Origin of the sequence: Brevibacillus laterosporus, from assembly GCA_007833815.1 — a bacterium.
GTDB classification, from domain to species: Bacteria; Bacillota; Bacilli; order Brevibacillales; family Brevibacillaceae; genus Brevibacillus_B; species Brevibacillus_B laterosporus_D.
This window is the reverse complement of record CP033464.1, coordinates 362,368-386,715: the sequence shown is the minus strand read 5'-3', so window position 1 is coordinate 386,715 and position 24,348 is coordinate 362,368. Positions and strand designations below refer to the sequence as shown.

Annotated in this window: 16 protein-coding genes; 11 read left to right on the top strand and 5 right to left on the bottom strand. The window is 42.6% G+C overall.

The window, feature by feature from the left end; all coding sequences use genetic code 11:
• Positions 1–138: 138 nt before the first annotated feature.
• Genes EEL30_03055 through addA form a run of 4 tightly spaced genes read left to right on the top strand, consistent with a single transcriptional unit; the run spans position 139 to position 12,685 of the window.
• A complete protein-coding gene (locus EEL30_03055) occupies positions 139–1,395 on the top strand; it encodes an exonuclease SbcCD subunit D (GenBank protein QDX91443.1) in 1,257 nt (418 codons plus the stop codon).
• On the top strand, positions 1,395–5,072 hold the full coding sequence (locus EEL30_03050) for a nuclease (protein QDX91442.1): 3,678 nt from the start codon (positions 1,395–1,397) through the stop codon (positions 5,070–5,072). The genes EEL30_03055 and EEL30_03050 overlap by 1 nt, the downstream gene beginning before the upstream one ends.
• A 12-nt stretch (positions 5,073–5,084) precedes the next feature.
• Positions 5,085–8,555 (top strand): helicase-exonuclease AddAB subunit AddB, encoded by a 3,471-nt coding sequence (addB, locus tag EEL30_03045; protein ID QDX91441.1) that lies wholly within the window; start codon positions 5,085–5,087, stop codon positions 8,553–8,555.
• Positions 8,552–12,685, top strand: a complete 4,134-nt coding sequence (gene addA, locus EEL30_03040; protein QDX91440.1) for a helicase-exonuclease AddAB subunit AddA — start codon at positions 8,552–8,554, stop codon at positions 12,683–12,685. Before addB ends, addA begins: the two co-directional genes overlap by 4 nt.
• A gap of 125 nt (positions 12,686–12,810) precedes the next feature.
• Here addA and EEL30_03035 read toward each other — a convergent pair whose 3' ends face one another.
• Together EEL30_03035 and EEL30_03030 are read right to left on the bottom strand one after the other, a co-directional pair.
• Positions 12,811–13,092: a hypothetical protein gene (locus EEL30_03035; GenBank protein QDX91439.1), complete on the bottom strand. Its 282-nt coding sequence runs from the start codon at positions 13,090–13,092 to the stop codon at positions 12,811–12,813.
• Between the two features lie 438 nt (positions 13,093–13,530).
• Entirely contained in the window at positions 13,531–13,809 is a 279-nt protein-coding gene (locus EEL30_03030) for a hypothetical protein (protein QDX95654.1), read from the bottom strand.
• Positions 13,810–13,960: 151 nt separating this feature from the next.
• Here EEL30_03030 and purU point away from each other — a divergent pair, with 151 nt between their 5' ends.
• Positions 13,961–14,860 (top strand): formyltetrahydrofolate deformylase, encoded by a 900-nt coding sequence (gene purU, locus EEL30_03025; protein QDX91438.1) that lies wholly within the window; start codon positions 13,961–13,963, stop codon positions 14,858–14,860.
• Here purU and EEL30_03020 read toward each other — a convergent pair.
• From EEL30_03020 to EEL30_03010, 3 genes are all read right to left on the bottom strand, one after another.
• Positions 14,833–15,537 (bottom strand): alpha/beta fold hydrolase, encoded by a 705-nt coding sequence (locus EEL30_03020; protein QDX91437.1) that lies wholly within the window; start codon positions 15,535–15,537, stop codon positions 14,833–14,835. The genes purU and EEL30_03020 overlap by 28 nt on opposite strands.
• A 176-nt stretch (positions 15,538–15,713) precedes the next feature.
• Positions 15,714–16,370 (bottom strand): CoA transferase subunit B, encoded by a 657-nt coding sequence (locus EEL30_03015; GenBank protein QDX91436.1) that lies wholly within the window; start codon positions 16,368–16,370, stop codon positions 15,714–15,716.
• A 49-nt stretch (positions 16,371–16,419) separates the two neighbouring features.
• Positions 16,420–17,115, bottom strand: coding sequence for a CoA transferase subunit A (locus EEL30_03010; GenBank protein QDX91435.1), 696 nt, complete (start codon positions 17,113–17,115; stop codon positions 16,420–16,422).
• 205 nt (positions 17,116–17,320) lie between these two features.
• On the opposite strand from EEL30_03010, the gene EEL30_03005 reads away from it, so the two are divergent.
• From EEL30_03005 to EEL30_02980, 6 genes are all read left to right on the top strand, one after another.
• Entirely contained in the window at positions 17,321–18,136 is an 816-nt protein-coding gene (locus EEL30_03005) for an HAD family hydrolase (protein ID QDX91434.1), read from the top strand.
• A 19-nt stretch (positions 18,137–18,155) separates the two neighbouring features.
• Positions 18,156–18,503, top strand: a complete 348-nt coding sequence (locus EEL30_03000; protein QDX91433.1) for an HAD family phosphatase — start codon at positions 18,156–18,158, stop codon at positions 18,501–18,503.
• A 57-nt stretch (positions 18,504–18,560) separates the two neighbouring features.
• Entirely contained in the window at positions 18,561–18,803 is a 243-nt protein-coding gene (locus EEL30_02995; protein QDX91432.1) for a hypothetical protein, read from the top strand.
• A gap of 167 nt (positions 18,804–18,970) precedes the next feature.
• Positions 18,971–20,251, top strand: a complete 1,281-nt coding sequence (locus EEL30_02990; GenBank protein ID QDX91431.1) for an efflux RND transporter periplasmic adaptor subunit — start codon at positions 18,971–18,973, stop codon at positions 20,249–20,251.
• Positions 20,244–23,600 (top strand): efflux RND transporter permease subunit, encoded by a 3,357-nt coding sequence (locus tag EEL30_02985; protein QDX91430.1) that lies wholly within the window; start codon positions 20,244–20,246, stop codon positions 23,598–23,600. Before EEL30_02990 ends, EEL30_02985 begins: the two co-directional genes overlap by 8 nt.
• A gap of 150 nt (positions 23,601–23,750) precedes the next feature.
• Positions 23,751–24,257: a hypothetical protein gene (locus EEL30_02980; protein ID QDX91429.1), complete on the top strand. Its 507-nt coding sequence runs from the start codon at positions 23,751–23,753 to the stop codon at positions 24,255–24,257.
• Positions 24,258–24,348: the final 91 nt, after the last annotated feature.

Below are 24,348 nucleotides of genomic sequence, written 5' to 3'. Positions count from 1 at the left end.
CTTATTCTATGTATATCACAGGTTTTGGCAGAAACAAAAGAATATCTCCAAAACTTTCATCCCCATCTTTTCTGAAGCAATCCTCTTACTTCTGGTACAATGGGGAAAAGCAAACAAATGATCGATAGAGGTGGAAGGATGCGCATTTTGCATACAGCAGACTGGCACTTCGGCAGATTGCTAGAAGGCCGGGATAGACGCGTGGAACAAGCGGCTTTTGTAGACGAGCTATGCCAAATTGTTGAGGAGAAACAAATTGATTTAGTTGTGATAGCAGGGGATGTATACGACTCTGTAAATCCACCAGCTTGGGCGGAGGAGCTTTATTATGAAGCACTAGAGAGATTGTCAGCAGAAGGTAAGCGCGGGGTAGTCGTTATTGCTGGTAATCATGACCAACCAGAACGGGTGCGCGCTGCTTCGCCACTTGCTCATAAGCATGGAATTGTGTTGCTTGGATTGCCTAAGGAGCAGCCTTTCCTTACGAAAATAGAGACATCCACAGATAAAGTACGAATAATTGCTGGGGGACCAGCATGGTTTGAAATTGCGATCCCAGGAGTAGAGCATACAGCCGTAGTGGTGGCGTTATCTTATCCTTCAGAAGCACGATTAAAAGAGCTGGTCAGTGAAAGTTTTACACCAGAGCAAATGCAACAAGCATTTAGTGAGAGAATAAAAGACCTCTTACATGATTTAGCCAGACATTTTAGGGAGGATACTGTCAATATTATTACAAGCCATCTGTTTGCCATGGGCGGAACTGAAACGGATTCAGAGCGTCCGATTCAGATTGGTGGTACGCATACGGTATCGCTTCATGCATTTCCCCCACAGGCTGATTATGTTGCATTGGGTCACTTGCATCGACTGCAAAAGTTGAGCGAAACACCATTGATTCGCTATAGTGGTTCACCGCTATCGTACAGCTTTTCGGAAGCAGGACAGAGTAAGGCAGTAGTGATTGTTGAGATTATACCAGGTCAACAAACGACAGAAGAAATTATATATTTGAAAAGCGGACGCACATTAGCCAGATGGAAGGCTACTGGCGGTATAGCAGAAGTAGAAAAATGGCTGAAAGAAGGCAAAGACGAAGATTGCTGGATTGATCTAGAAATTCACGTGGAGGATGTGATTGATCCCGCGGAGTTTCAACGTATCCGCAAGCTGAGTGATAACTTTGTAAAAGTACAGCGTGTGCTGGTTGCTTCAACAGAACAAGAGATGCAAGAAATAGAAAAACGCGAGGAATTGAATCCCGTACAGCTTTTTACTCGTTTCTATGAACGTAAGCGAGGAACGTCACCTGATGAACAGGTTATCCAGTTATTTTCCCGTTTGATGATAGCTTCTGATGCTGAGACAAAGAAACAGCCAGGAGGAGATGAATAATGAAACCTATTCACTTGAAACTATCAGGATTAAATAGTTATCGTGATTTACAGGAGATTGATTTTGAAACGTTATGTGAAGCGGGATTGTTCGGTATTTTTGGTCCTACTGGGAGCGGCAAGTCAACCATTTTAGACGCGATTACGTTAGCGCTGTATGGACAGGTTGTGCGTACAGGGGGAGGTTCACATCCACATGAGGTTTTAAATCAACTAGAGTCACGGTTGTTTGTTTCTTTTACCTTTGAATTAGGAAGTGCGCAACAGCGACAACGCTTTACTATCGAGCGAGAATTTGGGCTAAATAAAAATGGCAATCGAAAGCAACCGGAAGTCCGTTTGATTCAACGAGGCTTGCTTGATGATGAACAAGATCAGGTGCTGGAATCTAAAGCGACGGCAGCTACATCTATGATTGAGACATTAGTGGGTCTGACAATCCACGATTTCACACGGGCGGTCGTGTTGCCACAAGGACAATTCTCTAAGTTTTTGACCTTGAAAGGCAGTGAGCGAAACGAAATGCTCCAACGTATTTTCCATTTGCATGAGTATGGAGAAAAGCTGATGTACCGGGTCAAAGAAAAGATCGAAAGCAATAAGGCATCTATGCATCAATTGGAAGTGGAAGAAGCACGGTTGGGTGATGCTAGCAAGGAAGCGGTCGAAGCGGCTACGCAGGAAGCAAGGATACTAGAGATAGAGTATGATGAAGCAGCTCAGATCCAAAATACTTTGTTGAACCAAAAGAATGAATGGGAACAAATTCGCAAGTGGCAGTTAGACTTGGAAGAAATTCAACAACAACTGACAGAGCTTGAAGAGCAAGCCCAACAAATTACGTTGCGAAAAAATGAAATAGCTGAGCTGGAGGCATCTGTCTCCCTTTATCCGTTGGTGCAAAAGGAAGGCCAGGTGATAAAGCTATGGGAGGAGGCTCAGCAGCTCTTACTCACTAAACGAGTGGAACGAGAGCAAGTAGAGTTGCGTAGCAGAGAGGCAGAACAAGTAAGCCAACAAGCGCAGCAGCGTTTGCGTGAAGAAGAGCCACAGCTAATCCAACAACGAATAGAATTGCAGCAGGCGGTAGAGTGGGAGCAGGAAATAGCCAAATTGGCTCAGGAGATTGGTCAATATAAGACGGAGATTCGATTGTTACAGCAACAGATACATCAGGATGAGACTATGCTCTCAGCACTTGATCAGCAGAGAGCAGTATTTACTCAAGACTTGCAAAAGATTGATGTTGAATGGCAACAGACCTCTTTAAGCACAGAGGAACGCAAAGCGATTCGTGCGATGCAGCAGGCTAAGACTGCCTTTGTTCAGGAAGAGCAACGATTTATGAGCGCGGAGCGTGAGTTATCGGAACTGACTCAAAAGGTACAGCTGGGTCAAACCCGTTTAGGAGAAGCAGGGAACTTATATAAGACGGCTCATGAAAGACGCAAGGTGACGGAAGAATTATTGATGAAAACAGAAGCACAACCAATCCGAAGTGAGGAAGATATCACTAGATTGCGTGAACAGCTAGTAGATGTGAAACGTATTGGTATGGATTGGCGTGGCTTTGAAAATAAACAGGCAGAGTGGGCAAAAAGATGGGCGGAATGGACTGCTTTGCATGCTGATTTATTACATCGGCAACAGCAAGCAGAACAGTCATTACAACACATAGAAACCAAGCGTAAGGCTAGTCAGGAACAGCTAAAAGAGTGGGAGACAGACTGGTCTTCGTGGCAACAAACTAACATGGCGCATGCTTTACGGTTACAGTTAAGAGCTGATGAGGAGTGTCCAGTATGTGGATCGACTCATCATCCTCATGAGGATTTAGATACGAATATAGGTAATACATTGCAGACCGAAACCCAAGCTACATCGTTAAAAAAGCAGGAAGCTGCTTTACGCGAGCGTCGTAGCCATTTAGAACACGTGCGGGAACAGTCGGAGCAGGAATGGCAGACAGCCACGGAAGCTTGTCAGCAGATGAGGGTTGAATTAGCTGGTTTATTGGAACGAAAAGACTCCCTGCAAAAGGAAAACACACAGGTCGAGCAGGATTTACAACAAATGAAAACGCAACTAGCCCAACTAGGGAAAGAGTGGGTTGTAGCGTCCGTTGATGAATTGGGTGGGAAGTTCAAGCATGCTAATCAAGAAGTAAAAGAGCTATCTGAACAACGTCAACATTATGTGAAACAGCTAGATGAATTACAAAAACTTCTTCGTGAACAACGAGATGAGGAACTAGAAAAGAAAGCCCAACAAGAAAAAATTAGCACATGGCTGGAAAGTCAGCAGGAGCATGTAGAACAAGCCAACAAGCGTCGTTTGGAGATCCAACAGGCAATGTTCACGGCTGAACAGCAGTTGGATGCATTGCGAGGTGAAATACCACGTAACCAGATCGAAGCTCATTATGCCCAAATGGAAAAGATGGAGCAGCGGCAGGAGGAACTGCGTACACTACGTGTGAATCTGGAAAAAGGTATGGAAGAATTACAAAACCAAAAACAAGCTAAAGCAGAACAGCTTGGAGAAAAACAGACGAAAATAACGGCGTTAAAGCAACGCTATGAGGATCGCGAGTCACAGCATCAAGAGAGAAAAGAACAATGGAAGTCACGTACACAAGGTAATCCGGCCAATGAGCTATTGCAGACGTTGGCACTGAACCTACAGGCTCTACATGCAGCAACCGAACAAGCTGATGTAATAAAGCTTCAACTGACGAATGAACGTCAGCATTTGATCGAATCACTTGTTGCATTGGAAGAAACAAATCTACAGCTTACTAAACAAGCAAAAGAATTGGAACTGGAAGTAGAACAGGCTTTGTCTCACGTTACTTTGACTGATCGGGAGGCCGTTTATGAATGTTATGAGCGTCGAGCATTTTTGGAGCTTTATCAAGCAGAAGTAGAAAGCTACCAAAAACAACTAACAGAGTTGTCATATGCCAAGACACGTCTAATCGAATCTCTTGCTAATCGTTATGTAAGTGAGCAGGCTTGGACAGAATTGTTTACCTTCTTTACGGAGGGAGAGCAACGTTTGTCTGAACGTAGGGAAGCATTAACGCTAGTCAGAGAAAGATTACTAACGGTTCAGCAAAATCATGAGAAATGGCAAAAACTAGAGAAAGAATTCGGTGCAGTCATTGATGAGCAGAGCCGTTTAGAAGAGTTAAGGAAGCTATTTGAAGGAAAGGCGTTTGTCCAATATATTGCAGAAGAGAAGATGATGGCAATTGCCCGTGATGCCACCTACCATTTAGGGCGTATGACGAAAGGGCGTTATGCTTTGGAAATTGGTGATGGTGGAGAGTTCGTATTGAGAGATGAAGCAGCAGGTGGCTTGCGTCGAGCAGTTCATACCTTATCTGGAGGAGAAACGTTCTTAACAGCATTAGCCTTAGCATTGGCATTGTCAGTTGAAATTCAAATGCGTGGTGGCCGATTGGAATTTTTCTTCCTAGATGAAGGTTTTGGAACTCTGGATCCTGAGTTGTTAGAAGTTGTGTTGGATGCCTTAGAAAAACTAAGAATGAACCAATTTACGATCGGATTAATCAGCCACGTGCCAGAATTAAAATTGCGCATGCCGCGACGTCTTGTTATTACCCCAGCAGAACCACTCGGGTCAGGTAGTCGCATTCATATGGAAATGGAATAGGAGGGGAGACACATGGCTGTTCAGTTTTTACTAGGTCGGGCAGGTACTGGCAAGACCTCTGCTATCTATACTGATTTGATAAATAAACTTGATGAGGAACGGATGGGTCCCCCTCTAATTTACTTGGTTCCAGAACAGTCTACGTTTCAGGAAGAATATAAATTGATCAGCATACCCGGGTACTCTGGTCATATCAGAGCGCAGGTGTTAAGCTTTGGCCGTCTCTCTTATCGGATATTACAAGAGGTTGGGGAACTGATGACGCTACCCATTGATGAACGAGGTAAACAGATGGTATTGCGTCTGTTATTAGAACGCCATCAGGATGAATTAAAGGTGTTTCATCGTTCTGCGTTGCAACCAGGCTTTGCTGAAGAATTGGTACAAATGATTAGTGAATGCAAAAAGTATAGCGTCAGTCTGGAAATGCTAGAGCAGTTACAGATAGAGAATGCGACTTTACAACATAAATTACATGATTTGCTATTAATCATGCGGGCATATGAAGAATATATTACAGATAAATATTTTGATAGTGATGAATTATATACCACAGTTGCTAACAAACTGGCTCAATCTAGTTTTATTGCAGATGCCGAGATATGGATTGATGGCTTTAGCGGTTTTACTAAACAGGAATATGCGTTGATTGAGCAATTGATGTACTGCGCTAAACAGGTAAATATCACACTATCTGTAGATCCACAAGATCGAATGAAACCGCTGGATGATCTTTCGCATTTTTACCCAACAATGGAAACTTACCAAAAGTTAATAGAAATTGCTATGAGGGGTAATATTCCTATTGAGGAGCCGCGTTTGTTTGAGCAAGACTATCGTTTTACTGATAGCCCATGGCTTGCACAGGTGGAGCAAAAGTATTTTGACTGGAAAAAGCCTGCTGTACTTCCTTCACCGAGGCACGTTGATGAAGTAAAGCTGTTTACCGCTGCCAATCGAAGAGCTGAGGTACAAGCCGTTGCACTACAAATTTTGGCGTTAGCACGTGATTATGGCTACAGGTATCGTGATATGGCTGTGCTTTTACGAGAAATGGGAACTTATGCAGAAGAAATTTCCCATGTGTTTGAAACCTATGACATTCCTTATTTTCTTGACCAAAAGAGAACAGTAAGTCATCATCCTCTGATTGAGTTTATACGTTCGTCGCTAGAGGTGATGTCTACTAATTGGCGGTACGATGCCATTTTTCGCTGTTTAAAAACCGATTTATTATCCCCGCTAGATCAGCCACTCAGCCAATCGAGAGCTGAGATTGATCTATTAGAAAACTATGTGCTGGGTTATGGCATTCAGGGATATTATTGGTCCATGGACGAGTGGTGTTTTCATGGACAAAATGCGTTATACGAGCAGATTGAACCTATACGTCAGCGATATGCAGAGCCACTTAAAACCTTCGAAGCTGATATGAAAGTGGCAAGCAAAGCAGGTGTGCGCCAAATGGCGACAGCCTTATATGAATTTTTGCAAACGCAAAATGTTCCGATTAAATTGGAAGAGTGGCAGGAGCAGGCTGAATTAGAAGGGGATTTAGAAGCTGTTCGAGAGCATGAGCAGGTTTACAATGATGTGATGGATTTATTGGACCAGATCGTGGAAGTTATGGGCGATGAACAAATGGAGCTTGTTACGTTTGCGCGGATTTTAGATACAGGTCTGGATAGTATTCGTCTCGCTTTAGTTCCCCCTTCATTGGATCAGGTGGTCATTGGATCTATGGAGCGTTCACGCCAACCAGACGTAAAAGCTTTGTTCTTGATGGGAGCAAATGAAGGTGTGATTCCACTACGTCCTAAAGAAGAAGGGATTTTAAACGAGGCAGAACGAGAAAAGCTAGAAAAGGCGGGCATTGAACTGGCACCTACGGCAAAGCGAAAACTAATGAACGAACAATATCTCCTTTATCGTGCGTTGACACGTTCATCCGAGAGACTTTGGATTAGTTGCGCATTGGCTGATGAGGAAGGAAAAGCTTTGTTGCCGTCCAGCCTGTACGAAGAGATGAAAAAAACTTTACCGGGTCTAACGATTGGTTATTTTCACAATGAACCGACTGCTGAATCACGGCTAGATATAGGTTTGCTGGGACGACCAAGACAGGTGTTTAGTCATCTGCTTACGTTGATTCGTCAATTAAAAAAGGGTATTCCGCTTCCTCCGTTCTGGTGGGAGGTATATGACTGGTTTCTTGAGCATTCAGAGGATGAGAAGCGAGAGAAATGGTTATTGTCAGGTCTGATATATCAGAACCGTGCCTATCCCCTTTCTAAAGAAGTTAGTCGTTCTTTGTATGGAAATGACATTCGGGTAAGTGTTTCCCGTTTGGAGCGATTCCAAGCCTGTGCCTATTCTCATTTTTCCTCGCATGGTTTGAGATTAAGTGAACGTCAAATGTATCGTTTAGAAAGATTTGATGTTGGTGAACTTTTTCATGCTTCCTTGAAAATGGCAGTAGAGCAGATGAATGAACAGCAAGTGAATTGGAGCGATATGACCGAACAAGGTAGCATGAGGCTAGCTGATCAGGTTGTCGAAGAGCTGGTTCCGCAAACAAGAAGTAGTATTTTACAACGAACGGCTCGCTATCGCTATGTAACCAAAAAATTAAAACGTGCAGTTGGACGTGCGATCTCTGTACTTAGTGAGCACGCGAGACGAAGTCATTTTGCACCGATTGGTCTGGAAATTGCTTTTGGACCTGGCGGAGAAATTCCGGGACTGACTCTGGAGTTGGAGGATGGCATCAAACTACATTTGTTAGGAAGAATTGATCGAATTGATCACTCTGTTGGAACAGAAACGGAGTTTTTACGAGTGATTGACTATAAATCAGGCCCGAAAGCCCTTGTTTTATCCGATGTATGGAATGGATTGAACCTCCAATTACTGGTCTATTTGGATGTAGCTGTGACCAACGCTGAAAAATGGGTAGGAAAGCAGGCTGAGGTTGGTGGCGTCTTCTATTACCAAGTAGCAGATCCATTCGTTGCAGCTAAGCAGATGTTATCAGCTGAACAAGTGGAAGCAGAACGGCAGAATAAGTTGAAAATGAAGGGACTTATGTTAGCAGACCCACAATTAGCACGATTAATGGATAACCAAACTGAATCGGGTAATTCTGATCTACTTCCGTTTGGGATAAAAAAGGATGGTAGCTTCACGCAATATTCATCTGTAGCATCCAAGGAGCAGTTTGACCTCCTACAGCAATTTGTGCGGAAGTGCATTATGAAACTGGGAAGACGTTTAACGGATGGAGATATAAGCATTGCTCCTTATATGCAGGGGCCAAGACTTGCTTGTCAAACCTGTGCGTATAAGTCAGTTTGTCAGTTTGATAGTTTATTGGAAGGGAATCAGCCACGTCTGTTAAAGAAAAAGACAGATAAGGAAGTTTGGGAATTAATTCGTGAAGAAGTTTACGAGCAGGACGATGATGGAAGGGAGGTAGGAGCATGAATGAGCAAGAGAAGCTAATTGAGCAAAAGCCAAGTCATTGGACAGATGAACAATGGAGGGCAATTATTGAAAAGGGAGATAACCTATTGGTAGCTGCCGCGGCTGGTTCTGGTAAAACCTCAGTACTAGTAGAGCGCATTATTCGTAGAATCTCTGACGTAAATGATGCGGTAGGTGTCGATCAGTTACTAGTCGTGACATTTACAAATGCGGCTGCCGCCGAGATGCGTCATCGTATTGGTGAGGCTCTGCGTAAAGCTTTGGAAAACGATCCTACCTCTGCCCATTTACGAAGGCAATTGGCTTTGCTGCAACGTGCAACTATTACGACTTTGCATTCTTTTTGTTTGGGCTTATTACGTCAGTATTATTTTATAGTGGAGCTTGATCCAGGTTTTCGTATTGCCGATCAGATGGAAGCAGAATTACTGCGTCAAGATGTGCTGGAAGAGAAATTTGAACAGTGGTATGAATCTGATGAAAGTTTTGCAGCTTTAGCTGATGTGATGGTAGAGGGACAGGATGATGATGCGCTAATGAGTTTATTTATGCGCCTATTTGACTTCTCACAGAGCCATCCACATCCAGAGCGTTGGTTAAAAAATGCAGCGGATATGTTTGCCAATACGCAAGTGGGCGAACTACATGAATCTCCATGGGTAGTTACATTGACCGGAGCTATTTCTTTAGAATTATCTGCTCTTGAAGCACAAGTAAAAAAAGCAATAATACTTGCCGAAGCGCTAGACGGACCTGGAGCTTATGTACCTTTGTTACAACAAGAGCTTTCTCTCATTTATCAAGCAAAGTGCGCTACTGAGCAGGGCTGGAATCAGTTGGATGACAGCATGCGTAGCATTACGTTTGGACGATTGCCGGCTGTAAAAGATGCTGACCCTCAGATCAAAGAACAGGTACAAAAACTACGTAATGGCGTAAAAGATAAGATAAAGAAACTATTGGAAGAGTATTTCACAATGACGCCAGAGCAATACGCGGCCGACTTACAGCGAATGGCTCCCTATATGCAAACGTTAGCCCGGCTAGTTAGTGAGTTTAAACAGGCATTTCGTCAGGCCAAGCAAGAACGGGCTCTCGTTGATTTTAGCGACTTGGAACATCTGGCTCTTCGGATTTTGCAACAGGAACAGGAGGATGGTAATTTCGTACCGTCTGCTATCGCCTTGCAATTACAGGAACAGTTTGCAGAAGTGCTAGTCGATGAGTATCAGGATATCAATCTTGTGCAAGAAACCATTTTACAGTTGGTATCAAGGCAAGAGACAGAGGGAGTCGCAGCTAATCGGTTCATGGTAGGGGACGTAAAGCAGAGCATTTATCGGTTCCGACTGGCTGAGCCTAATCTGTTTATGCAAAAGTACGATTCGTATGAAACCAATGAAGAAAAGGACCCCTTTGCCCCTAAGGAGGATGTACCCTTGGAATTGAAGGGAAAGCGAATTGATCTGGCCGCTAACTTCCGCAGTCGAAGGGAAGTAGTGGATGCAGTCAATTATATTTTCCGTCAAGTCATGACGCCTCGCGTTGGGGAGATTACGTACGACCAAGCTGCAGAGTTGATTGGTCGTGCCTCCTATCCAGAGATAGAGCCTGAGCAACTGGCGGTAGAAGTTCACCTGATCGATCGCACAGGAGTTGAATCGGAGGAATCTGAATCAGGGCAAGTGAGGGAGTGGGCAGGTACTAGTCATGAGGGAAGTATAGATAGCTTTGATGCTGAGATAGAAGCCCTACCTGCTCTGGAGGAAGAAGCATCTGTTGCTCAGCTAGAAGCTCGTTTGATTGCCAAACGCATTAAGGATTGGCTAGAACCAGGTGTTGGCGGACAGCCTCTGCTGGTATTTGATAAAAAAATACAGGGAATGCGCCCCTTGGAATATCGAGACATTGTCATTCTGCTCCGAGCTACAACTGGTTGGGGACAAGCAATGGCAGATGAATGTAAGCAGGCTGGCATACCCATTTATGTAGAACAGAATCAAGGCTACTTTTCTGCGAATGAAGTGGATGTAATCATGTCGTTGTTACGCGTCATCGACAATCCGAAGCAGGATATCCCCTTGACTGCAGTACTACGCTCACCTCTAATTGGCATTAGCGAGGAGGACTTAGCTCAGATTCGTGTGTTGACACCGACAGGTCCATTTTATCAAGCGGTCGAACAGTATGTAATGGCCGAAGAAGCTGAGGTAAACCGAGTGGTAATGGCAAAGCTACGCCGGTTCTATTGGATGGTACAAGGCTGGAGAACACTGGGAAGACGTAGTTCGGTAGCAGAGCTACTGTCAAATATTTATGCAGAGACAGGTTACGTGGATTATGTAGCATCTTTAGAGAATGGCCAACAGAGACAAGCAAACCTACGCGCACTCTATGATAGGGCTAAGCAGTATGAAGCTACCTCGTATCGCGGTTTGTTTCGATTCTTGCGTTTTATTGACCGGATGCAGGAGCAGGAGAATGATCTTGGAGAAGCTCGCACGATTACGGAAAGTGAGAATGTAGTCCGTTTGATGACGATTCATAAGAGTAAGGGATTGGAATTCCCAGTTGTTTTTGTTGCTGGAATGGGCAAGCAATTTAACCAAAGCGATATGAAAGGTCGGTTTTTACTGCACAAGGACCTAGGCTTTGGTCCACAAGTAGCCGATGCTGTTTTGCGCCTGCGTTACCCAAGTTTAGCTTTTTTAGGTATTCGTCAAAAGCTTAAATTAGAGATGCTAGCAGAAGAGATGCGTGTGCTCTATGTAGCGTTGACTCGGGCGAGAGAGAAATTAATTCTTGTTGGTTCTGCTAAGGATTTGAGTAAATCTGTCATCTCTTGGTGTAGTCAATCTACAGACAAAGAGACGATATCCGATGAAGACTTAATCCAAGCGAAAGGCTACCTTGATTGGATCGGCAGAGCATTGGTGCGTCACAAAAGCGGAGAATCACTACGCTTACTTTGTCCAGATACTCAGGATATTTCCTCCATCCCTCTGGTGCGTGATCCTTCTGTATGGCAGTTCCAGTTTTATCAGCCGAGCGATCTCATTGCGATGACCGAGCAGAGTGAGCGAGATGAGGAAGTTTTTGCACTATTACAGAAGCGTAAACCAGTCCCTGATCATCCTCATGCTGAGGAATGGCGGGATAAGATTAGGTCTGTGCTGGAGTGGCAATATTCTCTACAGATAGTGTCGCAGGTGGCAGCTAAGTGGAGCGTCAGTGATTTGAAACGCCAAGCGGCTTATCTAGCTGATGGAGCGCGAGAAGATGCTATTCAGGTTGACTGGGAGAACGGTCCAACTGAAGCACGGGTTATATCGGGAAGGGAACAGCAACCGGAAGTGCAGGCTGTAATACGACCTGTAGCTGAAGTGAACAGTACCTCGACTTCAAGCCTTGAAAATGTAAGAGAGAGTCCGAAGCTTAAGCAGTCTAGACTCACAAAGAAACCACGGTTTCTAGCTGACATGGACAAGAGTAGCGAAGGAATAAACAGTGAAGAAAACGGCACAAAAAACATGACAAAAAGCGATCCTGATAAAAAACCTATTTTTACTAAAGCGGAAGTAGGTACCTTTACACATCTGATTATGCAGAATTTGCAACTGGATAGAGCTTTAGATCAAGCAGGGGTTACTGCACAAATTGAGGAAATGGTCGCACGACAGATGTTGACTAGGGAGCAAGCTAGTGTAATAGATATTGCCTCTATAGCCTGTTTCTTTGCAAGTGATGTGGGTCAGAGAATGCAAAGAGCTACCGTGGTGTACAGAGAGCTACCATTTACACTTGCAGTTCCTCTACGTGACATTAGGGCCCGACTACTTGCTGAACAAACAGAATTATCTCTAGCTGATTCAGGTAATGAACAGGTACTCGTGCAAGGGGTAATTGATTGCGTCATTCGAGAGGAGAACGGTGGACTAACCTTGATCGATTATAAGACGGATCGATTACCGTTAGATGAGAATGAGGCCGCTCAATTGTTGCGGACAAGATATCACGATCAAATTACTTTGTATACACGTGCCCTTGAGGAGAGCTGGAGGGAACCAGTTACGAAGCGCTATTTGATCGCCATGGCGACAGGACTTGCTGTACCGTTACATGAAAAGTAATATGAGTCACGAAAGCTAAGAACAAATACTACTGTACAAATCCTATAAAACAAATCGTACAATAAAAAACTAAGAGGTTCCCGAAAGCTTAAATGGATAGGGCAGGATAGGGCATCCTCTTAGTTTTATTTCTTATGTTTAGATTGTTTGATCATAACGATAATAGTGAGCACAATGCAGGTTAAGAGGCTAGCGATACCAGTAGTAATACTAATAAATGCTATCCCCATTCCCTCAAATCCACTCACATAAAAACTATATAGAACTGCAAAGCTACTTCCAATAAATATAACCCCAGAAGGTATGTACATAAGGATTATGTTTTCAGGTTTTTTGTAGTAAATAAAATAGGATATGGACAATAATAGTACAAAAGCGATGGAAGCTATCATGCTTATACCAAACAAAGGACATCACCTTCCTAACCTTGTTGTCATTTGTAATCTATGATTTGCGTGATGTTTGACATCGTTTGTCTTATTTTTAAACAAAAAATCTAGTAATGAATAGTAATTTTTACCGACAAGATATGAGTTTTCTCAACAGCTGACCGCAACTTCCCTCGAGTTTTGGCGTACTAGTATGGAGGGGGAAGAAAGAAATGGAAAGTAGAGAATATATGGAGTTTATGGGAGCCTTGACTGCTATAGCGCTACCAGTCTCTCTAGGATTATTGCTTGCCTATTTTATCCGAAAACTACCTGAATGGTTCAAGTAATGATGACGTTCTTTTCACATCGCATGATTTCTCCTGTAGCTGGCATCATAGATAATAGATTCATAACGAACAATTACATAGAAAAACAGGCATGATCCTTTGTTATTTTGTGGGGACATGCCTGTTTTTACATTTCTACATATAATAATAGAGATAGTAACATATTGGGGAGACCTATTAAAAATAAATGGACTGCCCAGATTTGCTGTTTTTTGTGCTGTTTGTCATAAAAAAGGGAGTGCTCATGCATTCTGCTACTATCTAATAAAAAGGTAGAGATGAAAGCACTGATGGCCCACAATAGAGCACCAATGATGACGGCTACTTTAAGCATGAGTAAATGGTCTTGGATGAATAGTGAGACAAGGAGTGAGACAAGTAAACCTAAGCTTAATGATTTTAAGATGAGTTCCCCCTCCTTTCTCATTCATTTTTACGCTTGACGAGCCTAAAAGGTTACAGGGAAAAATAACATGAATTTACTCTTTATTACGTTGATTGGATAACGGAAGGGAACGTGCTATACTTTGAAGAAAAAATTCGGGAGGAACCCTACGATGCAACCGATATCAAACAAAGAATGGAACCATTATAAGCAAAAACATGAAGACACAGCAATTATGCTAATTACGTGCCCAGACCGTCCAGGAATCGTCTCGACTGTGTCTCAATATCTATATGAACAAGGAGCTAATATCATTCAATCTGATCAATATACAACCGATCCAGAAGGTGGACGCTTTTTTATGCGTATTGAATTTAAGCAAAATCGTCTACAAGAATGCTGGGAGCAAGTAAATCAGGGATTTCAGCCGATTGCCGAACAGTTTGAGATGGAATGGAAGCTGGTTGAAGCTTGCAAGCGTAAGCGTATGGCCATTTTTGTATCGAAAGAAGATCATTGCTTAGTAGAACTGTTGTGGCAGTATAATGCTGGGTACTTGCATGCGGATATCGCGATGGTAATCAGCAATCATTTGGATACGAAAGATATGGTAGAAGCGATGGGAATCCCGTTTTACCATATTCCTGTGACAAAAGATACGAAACAAGAAGCTGAACAACAGCAAATCGAACTTATTAAAGGCAAGGTAGACATGATCGTGTTGGCCCGTTATATGCAGATTTTATCGCCGACATTCCTTCAGGATTTTCCATGCCAGATCATCAACATCCACCATTCCTTCCTACCAGCTTTCGTGGGGGCAAAGCCGTATGAACGCGCGTATGAGCGTGGCGTGAAATTAATTGGTGCTACTGCGCATTATGTAACGGAAGAACTAGATGCCGGCCCTATTATTGAACAGGGAGTAGAACGTGTTACACACCGTGATAATGTAGATGATCTTAAGCGTCTAGGTAAACAAATAGAGCGGACCGTGTTGGCCCGCGCTGTTCAGTGGCATCTGGAAGATCGAGTTCTAGTACGTCAGAATAAGACAGTGGTTTTCCCATAAAGATCTGGTAATTCTTGTTGGAGAACGTGATTAATATATGAGATGACCTTCTGAGATTCAGGACCTTGCAAAATAAGATGACCAGAGTTTGGGAAGTATTGAACAGTGGTTTGTTTGCTCGTCACCTTTTGTTGCAAATACTCAGCACTAATGGCTTGAACAGTATCATCCCTCTTCCCTTGAATGATGTAATATGGGCAGGTGATGCGGTGCATAATTAGTTTTGTTTCAGCTAGTAGGAGGCGGAATTGCATCATGCTAGAAAGAGGGATACGAAACAAACTAGATAAGTATTTGTTGCTGTAGGTACTGAAGTCTTCTTTTAGATGAGAAAGGGATTGGCGTACGTCCCAATAATAGTAAGGTGTACAAAGAGTAAATAAGATGCCCACAGGGTAATGGGTAGCCAGATGGAAGGCAAGTAAGCCACCCATTGAAAAGCCAATTACCACCGTGATATCTACGCGCATGCTAAGACGCTGATAGGCTTGCTCAGCCGAATGTATCCATTGTCCGCGGGTAGAACGTTTTAAGTGATCACGATCAGCACCATGCCCTTCTAATGTGGGACATTCTACGGTATAACCTTGATTACGCAAAAATTGGACAAGTGGTAACACATCATCAATCGTGCCCGCAAAACCATGTAAAACAAGGAAGCCAAGCGTAGTAGCCATTTGCAAGCTCCTTTCTAAATAAAAAAGGCGACCCGAGGGTTGCCTTTTTTGTGGCTAAGGATAGCTTAATTCTTAGCTCTAACAAGTGCAACAGAAGATTTGATTTGCCATATATGTGCAAAGCTAAGCTTCATACGTCTTGTTAGAGTGTGCGTAATGAAATGAAAGTAAACGTGTTAGACCGAAACGGTTTTTAATTCGTTTACCACTTGGAAGGAAGCGGCGGTGCAAGCTTTAATCTCGTCTGCAGTGAAGCCGTCCGCTACCTCTATCAAAATCAGACCCTCCGAAGTCACGTCAAATACAGCACGATCAGTAATAATTCGGTTAATTACTTGTTTTCCTGTTAAAGGGAGGGTGCAAGCAGGAAGAATCTTGCTTTCCCCATGTTTATTTACGTGTTCCATAATGACAACAATTTTTTTAGCTCCGTGGACCAAATCCATGGCACCACCCATCCCTTTTACCATCTTTCCTGGAATCATCCAGTTGGCTAAATCACCTTTTTCCGATACTTCCATAGCACCTAGGATAGCTAAGTCGATATGACCTCCACGAATCATGCCGAAGGATTCAGCAGAGGAGAAGTAGGAAGCACCTGGTATTGCTGTTACTGTTTCTTTTCCAGCGTTAATCAAATCAGGATCTACGTCGTCAGCATACGGATATGGTCCGATGCCCAACAGCCCGTTTTCCGATTGCAGAACTACGGTTTTACCCTCCGCAATATAATTAGCCACCAGTGTAGGCATACCAATTCCTAAATTTACATAAAAACCATCCTCAATTTCTTGAGCGGCACGCATGGCCACTTGTTCGCGAGACAAGGTCATGGATTACTACCTCCTTATTTTAAGCTGTTAGTAAGGCGTATCAGAAACGTTAGACTTTTTGTACCGTGCGCCGTTCGATGCGTTTTTCAAAGGATGGTGCTTTAATCAAGCGTTGAACGTACACGCTTGGAGTATGAATTTGATCAGGGTCCAGCTCTCCTGCCGCTACGATCTCTTCCACCTCAACAAGCGTGATTTTACCAGCAGCCGCCATCATTGGATTAAAGTTACGAGCGGTTTTATGATAAACCAGATTTCCGAGTGTATCTGCTTTCCAAGCCTTAATCAAAGCAAAATCCCCCGTAATTGCTGTTTCCATTAAGTATTCTTTATTATTAAATAAGCGTGTTTCACGTCCCTCAGCAATGGGCGTACCTACACCAGCAGGGGTATAAAAAGCCGGAATACCAGCTCCACCGGCACGAATTCTTTCAGCTAACGTTCCTTGTGGAGTCAATTCTACTTCTAGCTCGCCTGAGAGAAATTGACGTTCAAATTCTTTGTTCTCACCTACGTACGAACTGATCATTTTCTTAATCTGCTTCTGTTGGAGCATGAGGCCAAGCCCCCAGTCATCCACGCCACAATTATTTGAAACGACGGTCAAGCCCTTAACCCCTTTATCACGTAAGGCAATAATTAGATTTTCCGGGATACCGCAGAGACCAAAGCCGCCAACTAATAGCGCAGCCTCGTCATGAATATCAGCAACCATTTCATTATATGATTCATAAATCTTTGCCACGATGCACCTCTCCCTCCTTTTTGAAAAAAGCCATACAATTACTCGTATACTCTGGGATGTGTGTAAGCGTTTTACAAGGTAAATTTTATCAGACTATTCCAAAAGATAAAAGAGTAGAACGCAACTTCAGCGACCTATCATATCTTTTCTTTTTAAGGTAAGATTACTAAGTAGAGATAGAGAGATTGAAACGGAGGAAACCTGCATGATAAAAATGTTTGTCAGCGATTTGGATGGTACTTTACTAACGGAAGAGAAAACAATTGATCCAGCCGATCGTGAAGCATTGCTGTTTTTAGCTGAAAAGGGAATCCAAATCTGTTTTGCCAGCGGTCGTATTGACAGAGATATTAGATGGGTGATCGAGGAGTTAGGTCATCAATGCCATCGTGTGAGTCAAAATGGTGGTTTTGTCATTACGCGTGAAGAGCAGTTATTGCACGCTTGCGACTTTGATCCAGAGATGGCCCGAAAATTATGTGAAACAGCACATGAATTCGAAGCGATAGGTTTGGTTAGTGTGGGCGATGAAGTGTACTTGACAAAAAAAACAGCGTATAAAGACATAGAAGAAGCTCACAAAGAACAAATTAAAGAAGAACCAAATCTTTTAAATATGTTTAGCGATCAACTAAAACCGACTAAATTAACATATATCGGTGAAATGGACATATTAAAGCAATTGCAACAAAGAGTACATGAGCTGTATCCAGAGCAATTTGATTCGTTTGTTTCCTTTAGCGATTGTCTAGATTTAATGCCTTTACATGTTAGTAAAGGAGACGGAGTAAGCCGTCTGATGGAGAACTTAGGTCTATCACCAGATGAAGTGGCTTGCATTGGGGACTCTTACAATGATCTTCCGATGTTTGAAGCCGTGACGCACAGTTTTGCTATGGACCATGCTGATGAGCCTATTAAAGAAAAGGCAGCTCATATTGCTAAAAACGTACGTGAGGCGGCTGAGTGGGTTGCACGCCAAAACGGTTGGCAGTTGACAACCTCTCATACATCTAGGTAGTCAGAAGGGAAGAATCGCAGTGATTAAGATGTTTGTCAGCGATTTGGACGGTACATTATTTCAGGACAAGATTGGCGTCAGTGAGCGAGATAAGCAAGCGTTAACCTCTCTCTATAACCAGGGAGTTGAAATTTGTCTAGCATCTGGTCGCATGGATCAAGAGTTAGTGAAAGTGTCCCAAGAGCTCGGTTTTGAATGCCATCGTGTAAGCCAAAATGGAGCATTTGTAAGAAAGGCTTCGGGAAAGCAGCTTTTCGAGGGGGCTTTTTTACCAAAAATTGCAAAACAAATTGATGAGATCGCTACCGGATTTGACCTATTTCAAACGATTAGTATCGGGCAATCCATTTTTATACCAAAGAGATGACAGCCTATGGAAAAATCGTTCAATCACGTATGTTAGTGAGATTTTGTCCCGAGTCATATTAGCAAGGGGGATGGGCTTGTTTATTTAGCGAAGGATTTAGGGATTTCAGTTGAGGATATTGCATGTGCAGGAGACGCATTTAATGATGTGTCGATGTTTGCTATCACACCACACGGATTTGCCATGTCTCATGGACATCCTGATGTAAGAAGGCAAGCGACGCATTGTGTAGACCGTGTGGCAAGTGCTTGTGAGTGGGTGCTTGCTTATAATGAACAGGCTCGTGCATCTAAAGTATAAGAATCTTACACAAGTAAAGAAGCAGCTTCTATGCGTAGACGTAGAAGGCTGCTCTTTTTGTTTATGTCCTAGCTGGTATATTATTTTTTAATGTTGGAAAGTTATTGTCACTCCTACGTTATCCGTATACAATGAATTGATTAAATATTTTAAAAATTTATTTTCTTATGCTAGGGAGTGATGATGTGCAGCGAAATCTGTTACTGGGGATTGCGATACTACTGACCTTAAGTGGTTGCGATAAGATGAAATCTAATATAGATCAAATGGAAGAAATGAGAGAAGGATACTTTGCAATGGGAGAAATGGGGCTTCAAATTAAAACGGTCCCAAGCTATCGTGTATCTACTTTGGAAGCAAGTGAAAGTAACACAACCTATGGCATTGTTGCTGCTGCCAAGGAAATGCCCTTATCGTTTGGAACGAGCGGAAAAATAGCCCAGATTCATGTGAAAAAGGGTGAGAAGGTACAGGCAGGAAAATTGTTAGCTCAATTGGACACGACTATATGGAAACAGGAAATTGCTTCTGCCGAATCTCAGGTGGCACGGGCGAGTGCTGAAAAAATAAAAGGATTGCAGGGGGCTGATCAGCATGACCTGTATGATCAACAATTGCAAATTAATAAGGCAAAACAAAAGCTAGCAGTAGTCAACGATGAACTGTCAAAAGCAAAACGATTATACGACAGTGGGGCTATTGCTAAAAGTGAACTTGATAGACTAGATCAAGAACAAAAGCAAGCCACTATTGCTTTGCAAGCAGAACAAAATCATTCTTCTAAATTGCAACAGGGTGCTAGTTTTGCCGATCAAACTACCTTAAATGCGGGCATTAAGCAAGCACAGGTTCAACTGGTTCGGGCACAACATGATTTAACAGCGACACAGTTGATTGCCCCTTTCTCTGGAATAGTCACTGAGGTAAGCCAGAATGTTTCTGAGCAGACGGGAGCTGGTCAAATTGTTGTAAAGCTGATGGATGATAGTGCATGGGTTGTCCATCTCCAAGTCAATAGTGGTGAAATATCTCAATGGAAGCAAGGAGGGAAACTTACTATCCAATCGACTGGAAATGAGCCAATTCCTGGTATAGTCACATTTGTATCACCTGCAATGGACGAAAAAAATGGTACGTACACTGTAGATGTAGCAGTGCTTAGCAAACCGCAAAATTGGAAGACCGGTATGAATGTCTCTACTCAGATTACAAGCAAAGAGAGCAAGGACCTCTATGTTCCTGTATCAGCGGTAGGCATGATGGATGGGGAACGATTTGTCTATGTCATAGATGGGGGTAAAGCAAATCGGAAAAGCGTTACAGTAGGGGCCATTCACAATGATATGTATCAAATTAAAGAGGGAGTTTCTGACGGACAGATGATAGTCAGATCAGGTCTATCATACGTAGCGGATGGTGAGGCAGTAAAGGAGAGTTCCCATGAGTAATGCTACAACGAACCGTCTTCGAAAGCAGTTGCTGCTACTAACGGTAGGGCTAATCGTTTTATTGGGAATTATTTCCTTATTATCCATACCTCTACTCGTCTTTCCTGATGTGAAAAAACCTATTTATCAAGTAGAAATTGCGGCTCAAGGTCTTTCATCTGATGAAGTAGAAGCGCAGATTTCTCAACCGGTGGAGGGTAAAATTAGAGAGCTTTCAGGAATTAAAAAACTGACAGCTACCTCGGGAACTGGTCAAGCAAAAATGGAGATAGAAACTGAAAATAACTTTGGCAATGATTTTGAAGACAAACTACAAGCTAAGCTACAGGATATCGAAGGGATGATAGGTAGCAGGGATTCAATTAAGATAACGCAGGAGGAATTATATCGAGAGCCGATCGCGACCGTTTTTATGACTGGACTTGCTATCCCTGAATTAAAGAGGCTGGCTGAGAAGGAAGTAAAGGGTAGATTCGAACGTATGGAAGGGATATCACAGGTGATAGTGAAATCACCCGATGTACAAAATCAGATCGAATTATTGCTTCGTCCTGCCATGCTGAGGGCCTATCAGCTAACGCCAGGTGATATTGTAAGCCAGCTACAAAATAGAGGAAAAACCGAATCGCTTGGAGGCATTGGTCAAGGGGTAGAGCAAACCTCTTTCTATTGGAGTGATGCGTCTAATACTTTAGAAGATCTGTATAAGTTGTCCATTTCTACTCCAAAAGGGGGAGTAGGATTACACCAGCTGGTTGATATCCGCGATTCCCGCCAAGAGATTGGGGATTCCCTGACGTTATATCATGGAGAACCTGTGGTAGAATATCAGCTTTTCGCAGCCAAAGAAGCATCCCTTCTTACAATTGATCAACAGCTCCGCCAACAAATAGTTGACCTGAATAGAGAAGCAAACAAGCAATACCAAGTGTTTATCAGACCTGGGGCATTGCAGGAATCTTTGGCATCTATGCGGATGGTCTTTTCTCTTTTTAGTGCGGTATCAATTCTGGCGGCTACATATATCGCTTATCGGATGCGGCAGTGGAAGGCCGGATTTTTTGCATTGGGTTCCATTCTTCTAACATTGTTTGTGTTAGTGACTGGCCTCTATTTTACTAATCAGACACTTACGATTGCTTCTGTAGGGCCGCTGTTGGTGCTTGTTACCTTATGTATAGGAGCTGGGATGCTCTTATTTGAACGGTACGCACTCATAGAGACTTGGAATTATCAACATGTTTGGCAAGCGACTAAAAGTAGGTGGATTCCTGTTGTCCTCCCCCTTGTTATAGTTAGTTTATTGTTTATTCCCCTTTTGTATAGTCGGTTATTAAAAGAAGAGGATAAGCTTAGCTTATTACCAGCGCTTCCGATCCTATTCTGGGGTTTAATCGGTGCTTGTTTGATCTATTTATACGTTTTGCCAACAGCTACTGCTCTATGGCTTCAAGCGCGAAAAGTATATGATTCCTCCGAGCAACGTAGCACACAGGAAAACAGCGTGAGATATACCAATAGAATTGAGCATAGTACATATAACCGCATCAGACATTGGACAAATCAAAAGATGCAGGCAACATGGTATGGGCGTATGCAGCTGGGGATGTTACCGTATGTACTAGCGCTACTTGTTGCATGGGGTGTGTACTTCTTTTGCGGGCCGTTTGCGCAAGCTGATCCTTTCTTGAAATGGAATCAAAACGAATCTAAAACACTCAGTGACACCAGTCAAACTTTTTCGTTGGACCTGCCTCCTAACACAACGATGGTGACGGCTATTCAGAAGGCGAAGGACACAGAAATTACTCTGCATAAAACGATTCCTGAGCTGTTTGATTCCTATATGGCTGTGACACCCTCTAGTATCACGTTTTATTTACAGTATCAAAATCAATCTTCGTGGGAGCGCAGCAGCTATAAAATAAAACAGGCTATTGATAAAGTATTAGGCAATGTAGCAGATGCTAATTATTCGGCTAAATTTGATCAGACAGGATCGGAGAACGAAGAGAAGGTGAAATTTACCGTTCAAGGTCCCTCTTTGCCAAAAGTAAAAGAGGTCGCTAATCAAGTCATGCAAGTATTGGAAAAGACAGGAGAGGGTTCATCCACTCAGCTTTACCATATTGCGACTAGTGAAAATTCAGAAGAACAACAAATGGAGATCGTCCCCAAAGCTGAGATTTCTAGTTTGTACGGTGCGTCTATTGAGGACGTAAAGCGGCAAATCAATAGCTACTTGGGGCCACAAATGGTTAGTACGGTAGAATGGAATGATGTGAAAAGCCAGATCATTTTACGTTATCCAAAGCAATATATGGATTATCCTGATCAGTTGCAGCAGGCGCTCATTCACACTCCGAAAGGAATGAGACTACTGGGAGATTTAGTGACCATGAATCATAAATCTCTATCTCCTACCTATATTCGGACTGATAAGGTGTACCAGATCAATGTTCATGCAAATATTAAAAAGCAGGGTGAGGGAAGATTTCCAACCACCGCGAGATCTCTGTATTACAGCATGCCAGAAAATTTCAAAAAAGAAATAATGTTACCAACGGACTACAAGATCTTAACACCACTGGATAAAGAGCTAGAGGAGCACAGTGTAAAAGGCTGGGAACAGAAGGGGCCGTTTGTCATCACATTTACTCTCAGTATATTGATTGCTCTGATAGTAGCTGCTGTGTTGAGACAATTGCGTTCGATAATCATTGTTATTCTACTAATACCGCTACTTTTAGTGCCATTAGTAGCAGGGGTAGCTATTTGGGATTTGCCCGTTAATCAGCCAGCAGTATTTGCTACGCTATTGTTGTTTACTTTTGTTACACAACAGACCTTAGTAATGTGTCATTACTTTGAAGAGTACCCAGAGCAAGGAGAACTGAGCTTAATCCAGTCACATAGAGGTAAGACGGCTACGTTTATGTATATGCCAAGCTTACTTTTTGCCGTGGTCATTTTTTTCATTCCGTTTCTGCCATTCTTGTTTGGCTGGACGAATCGCCAATTCTTTAGTTCCTTTTTGGGAGTAATGTCATTGGGATTCCTATGTTTTCCATGGATTATGTTCTATGTAGTACCAAGCTTATATCGTCAAGGAAATTGTCACCCAAGTGAGCATCGTGATCACAAAGGAGTATTACTGAAACAATTGGTTGCCAATTGGTGGAACAATAGAGGAAGATGTTTTCTTACAAAAACCGATAAACATCCCCGAAGCCTGGGGTGGTCAGGTAATAGGGGTAAAATGGAAAGTGATAGTACGAAAGAATCTGATGGTAGACCTAACTCACTTCGTCCAGAAGATTTTCAGCCAGTACCACGGACTGATAGATAATCCAATGGACAGGTGGTAACAATTTGTTTACATGAGTGAGAAGTGGAAATGGAGAAGAGGCTGTCGAGCATATCGGTAGCTTTTTTCCATTGGTTTCACTTTCGGGTATAATGGATAAACATCATTTTTTACTTGAAAAAGAGGTGACCTATGAATCGTCGCAAAGGACTGATTTACGTATGTATCCTGCTTCTGGCACTTGGGGTTCAATTCGTATTTTCTTCTCAACCATATGGGCAACAAGATATACGCGGTCAATTAAAAAAATATATCAACCTAGACAGCATTCAAGAAAAAGTGGGAAATATTTCTTTTCATTATGTCAACAAAGAGGTAAGTTTTGAAAAGAATGGTGTAGAAGGAGTTCTGGAATTCTTTATTCGAAAGGCGGGGCACTTTTTTGGTTTTATGTTTATTGGAATCATGCTGTTTCAAGCCATTCGCTATTTGTCCTCTCCTGCTTATTCGTTACCATGGAGCCTATTTTTAAGCCTGTTTCTAGGGGTGTTAGATGAATGGCATCAGTCCTTTACACCGGATCGCTCCTCACTTGTTACGGATGTTGTTCTTGATTTTTCGGGAGCATTCATTGGCATAATATTTTTATTTGTCTATACAATTTTCAGGAAAAAACAAAAAAGTTTAAAAATGTTGTAACAGAATACTCACAGGTGTTAACATTTTACCGTAGGGTTGATGATAAAATTTAGGAAATCAACCATTATAAAGAGAGATAACACCACTATAG

Coding starts and splice junctions, on each gene's coding strand:
- EEL30_03055 (QDX91443.1), top strand. CDS start 139: ATGCGCATTTTGCATACAGCAGACTGGCACTTCGGCAGATTGCTAGAA.
- EEL30_03050 (QDX91442.1), top strand. CDS start 1,395: ATGAAACCTATTCACTTGAAACTATCAGGATTAAATAGTTATCGTGAT.
- addB (QDX91441.1), top strand. CDS start 5,085: ATGGCTGTTCAGTTTTTACTAGGTCGGGCAGGTACTGGCAAGACCTCT.
- addA (QDX91440.1), top strand. CDS start 8,552: ATGAATGAGCAAGAGAAGCTAATTGAGCAAAAGCCAAGTCATTGGACA.
- purU (QDX91438.1), top strand. CDS start 13,961: ATGCAACCGATATCAAACAAAGAATGGAACCATTATAAGCAAAAACAT.
- EEL30_03020 (QDX91437.1), bottom strand. CDS start 15,537: ATGGCTACTACGCTTGGCTTCCTTGTTTTACATGGTTTTGCGGGCACG.
- EEL30_03015 (QDX91436.1), bottom strand. CDS start 16,370: ATGACCTTGTCTCGCGAACAAGTGGCCATGCGTGCCGCTCAAGAAATT.
- EEL30_03005 (QDX91434.1), top strand. CDS start 17,321: ATGATAAAAATGTTTGTCAGCGATTTGGATGGTACTTTACTAACGGAA.
- EEL30_02990 (QDX91431.1), top strand. CDS start 18,971: ATGCTAGGGAGTGATGATGTGCAGCGAAATCTGTTACTGGGGATTGCG.
- EEL30_02985 (QDX91430.1), top strand. CDS start 20,244: ATGAGTAATGCTACAACGAACCGTCTTCGAAAGCAGTTGCTGCTACTA.
- EEL30_02980 (QDX91429.1), top strand. CDS start 23,751: ATGAATCGTCGCAAAGGACTGATTTACGTATGTATCCTGCTTCTGGCA.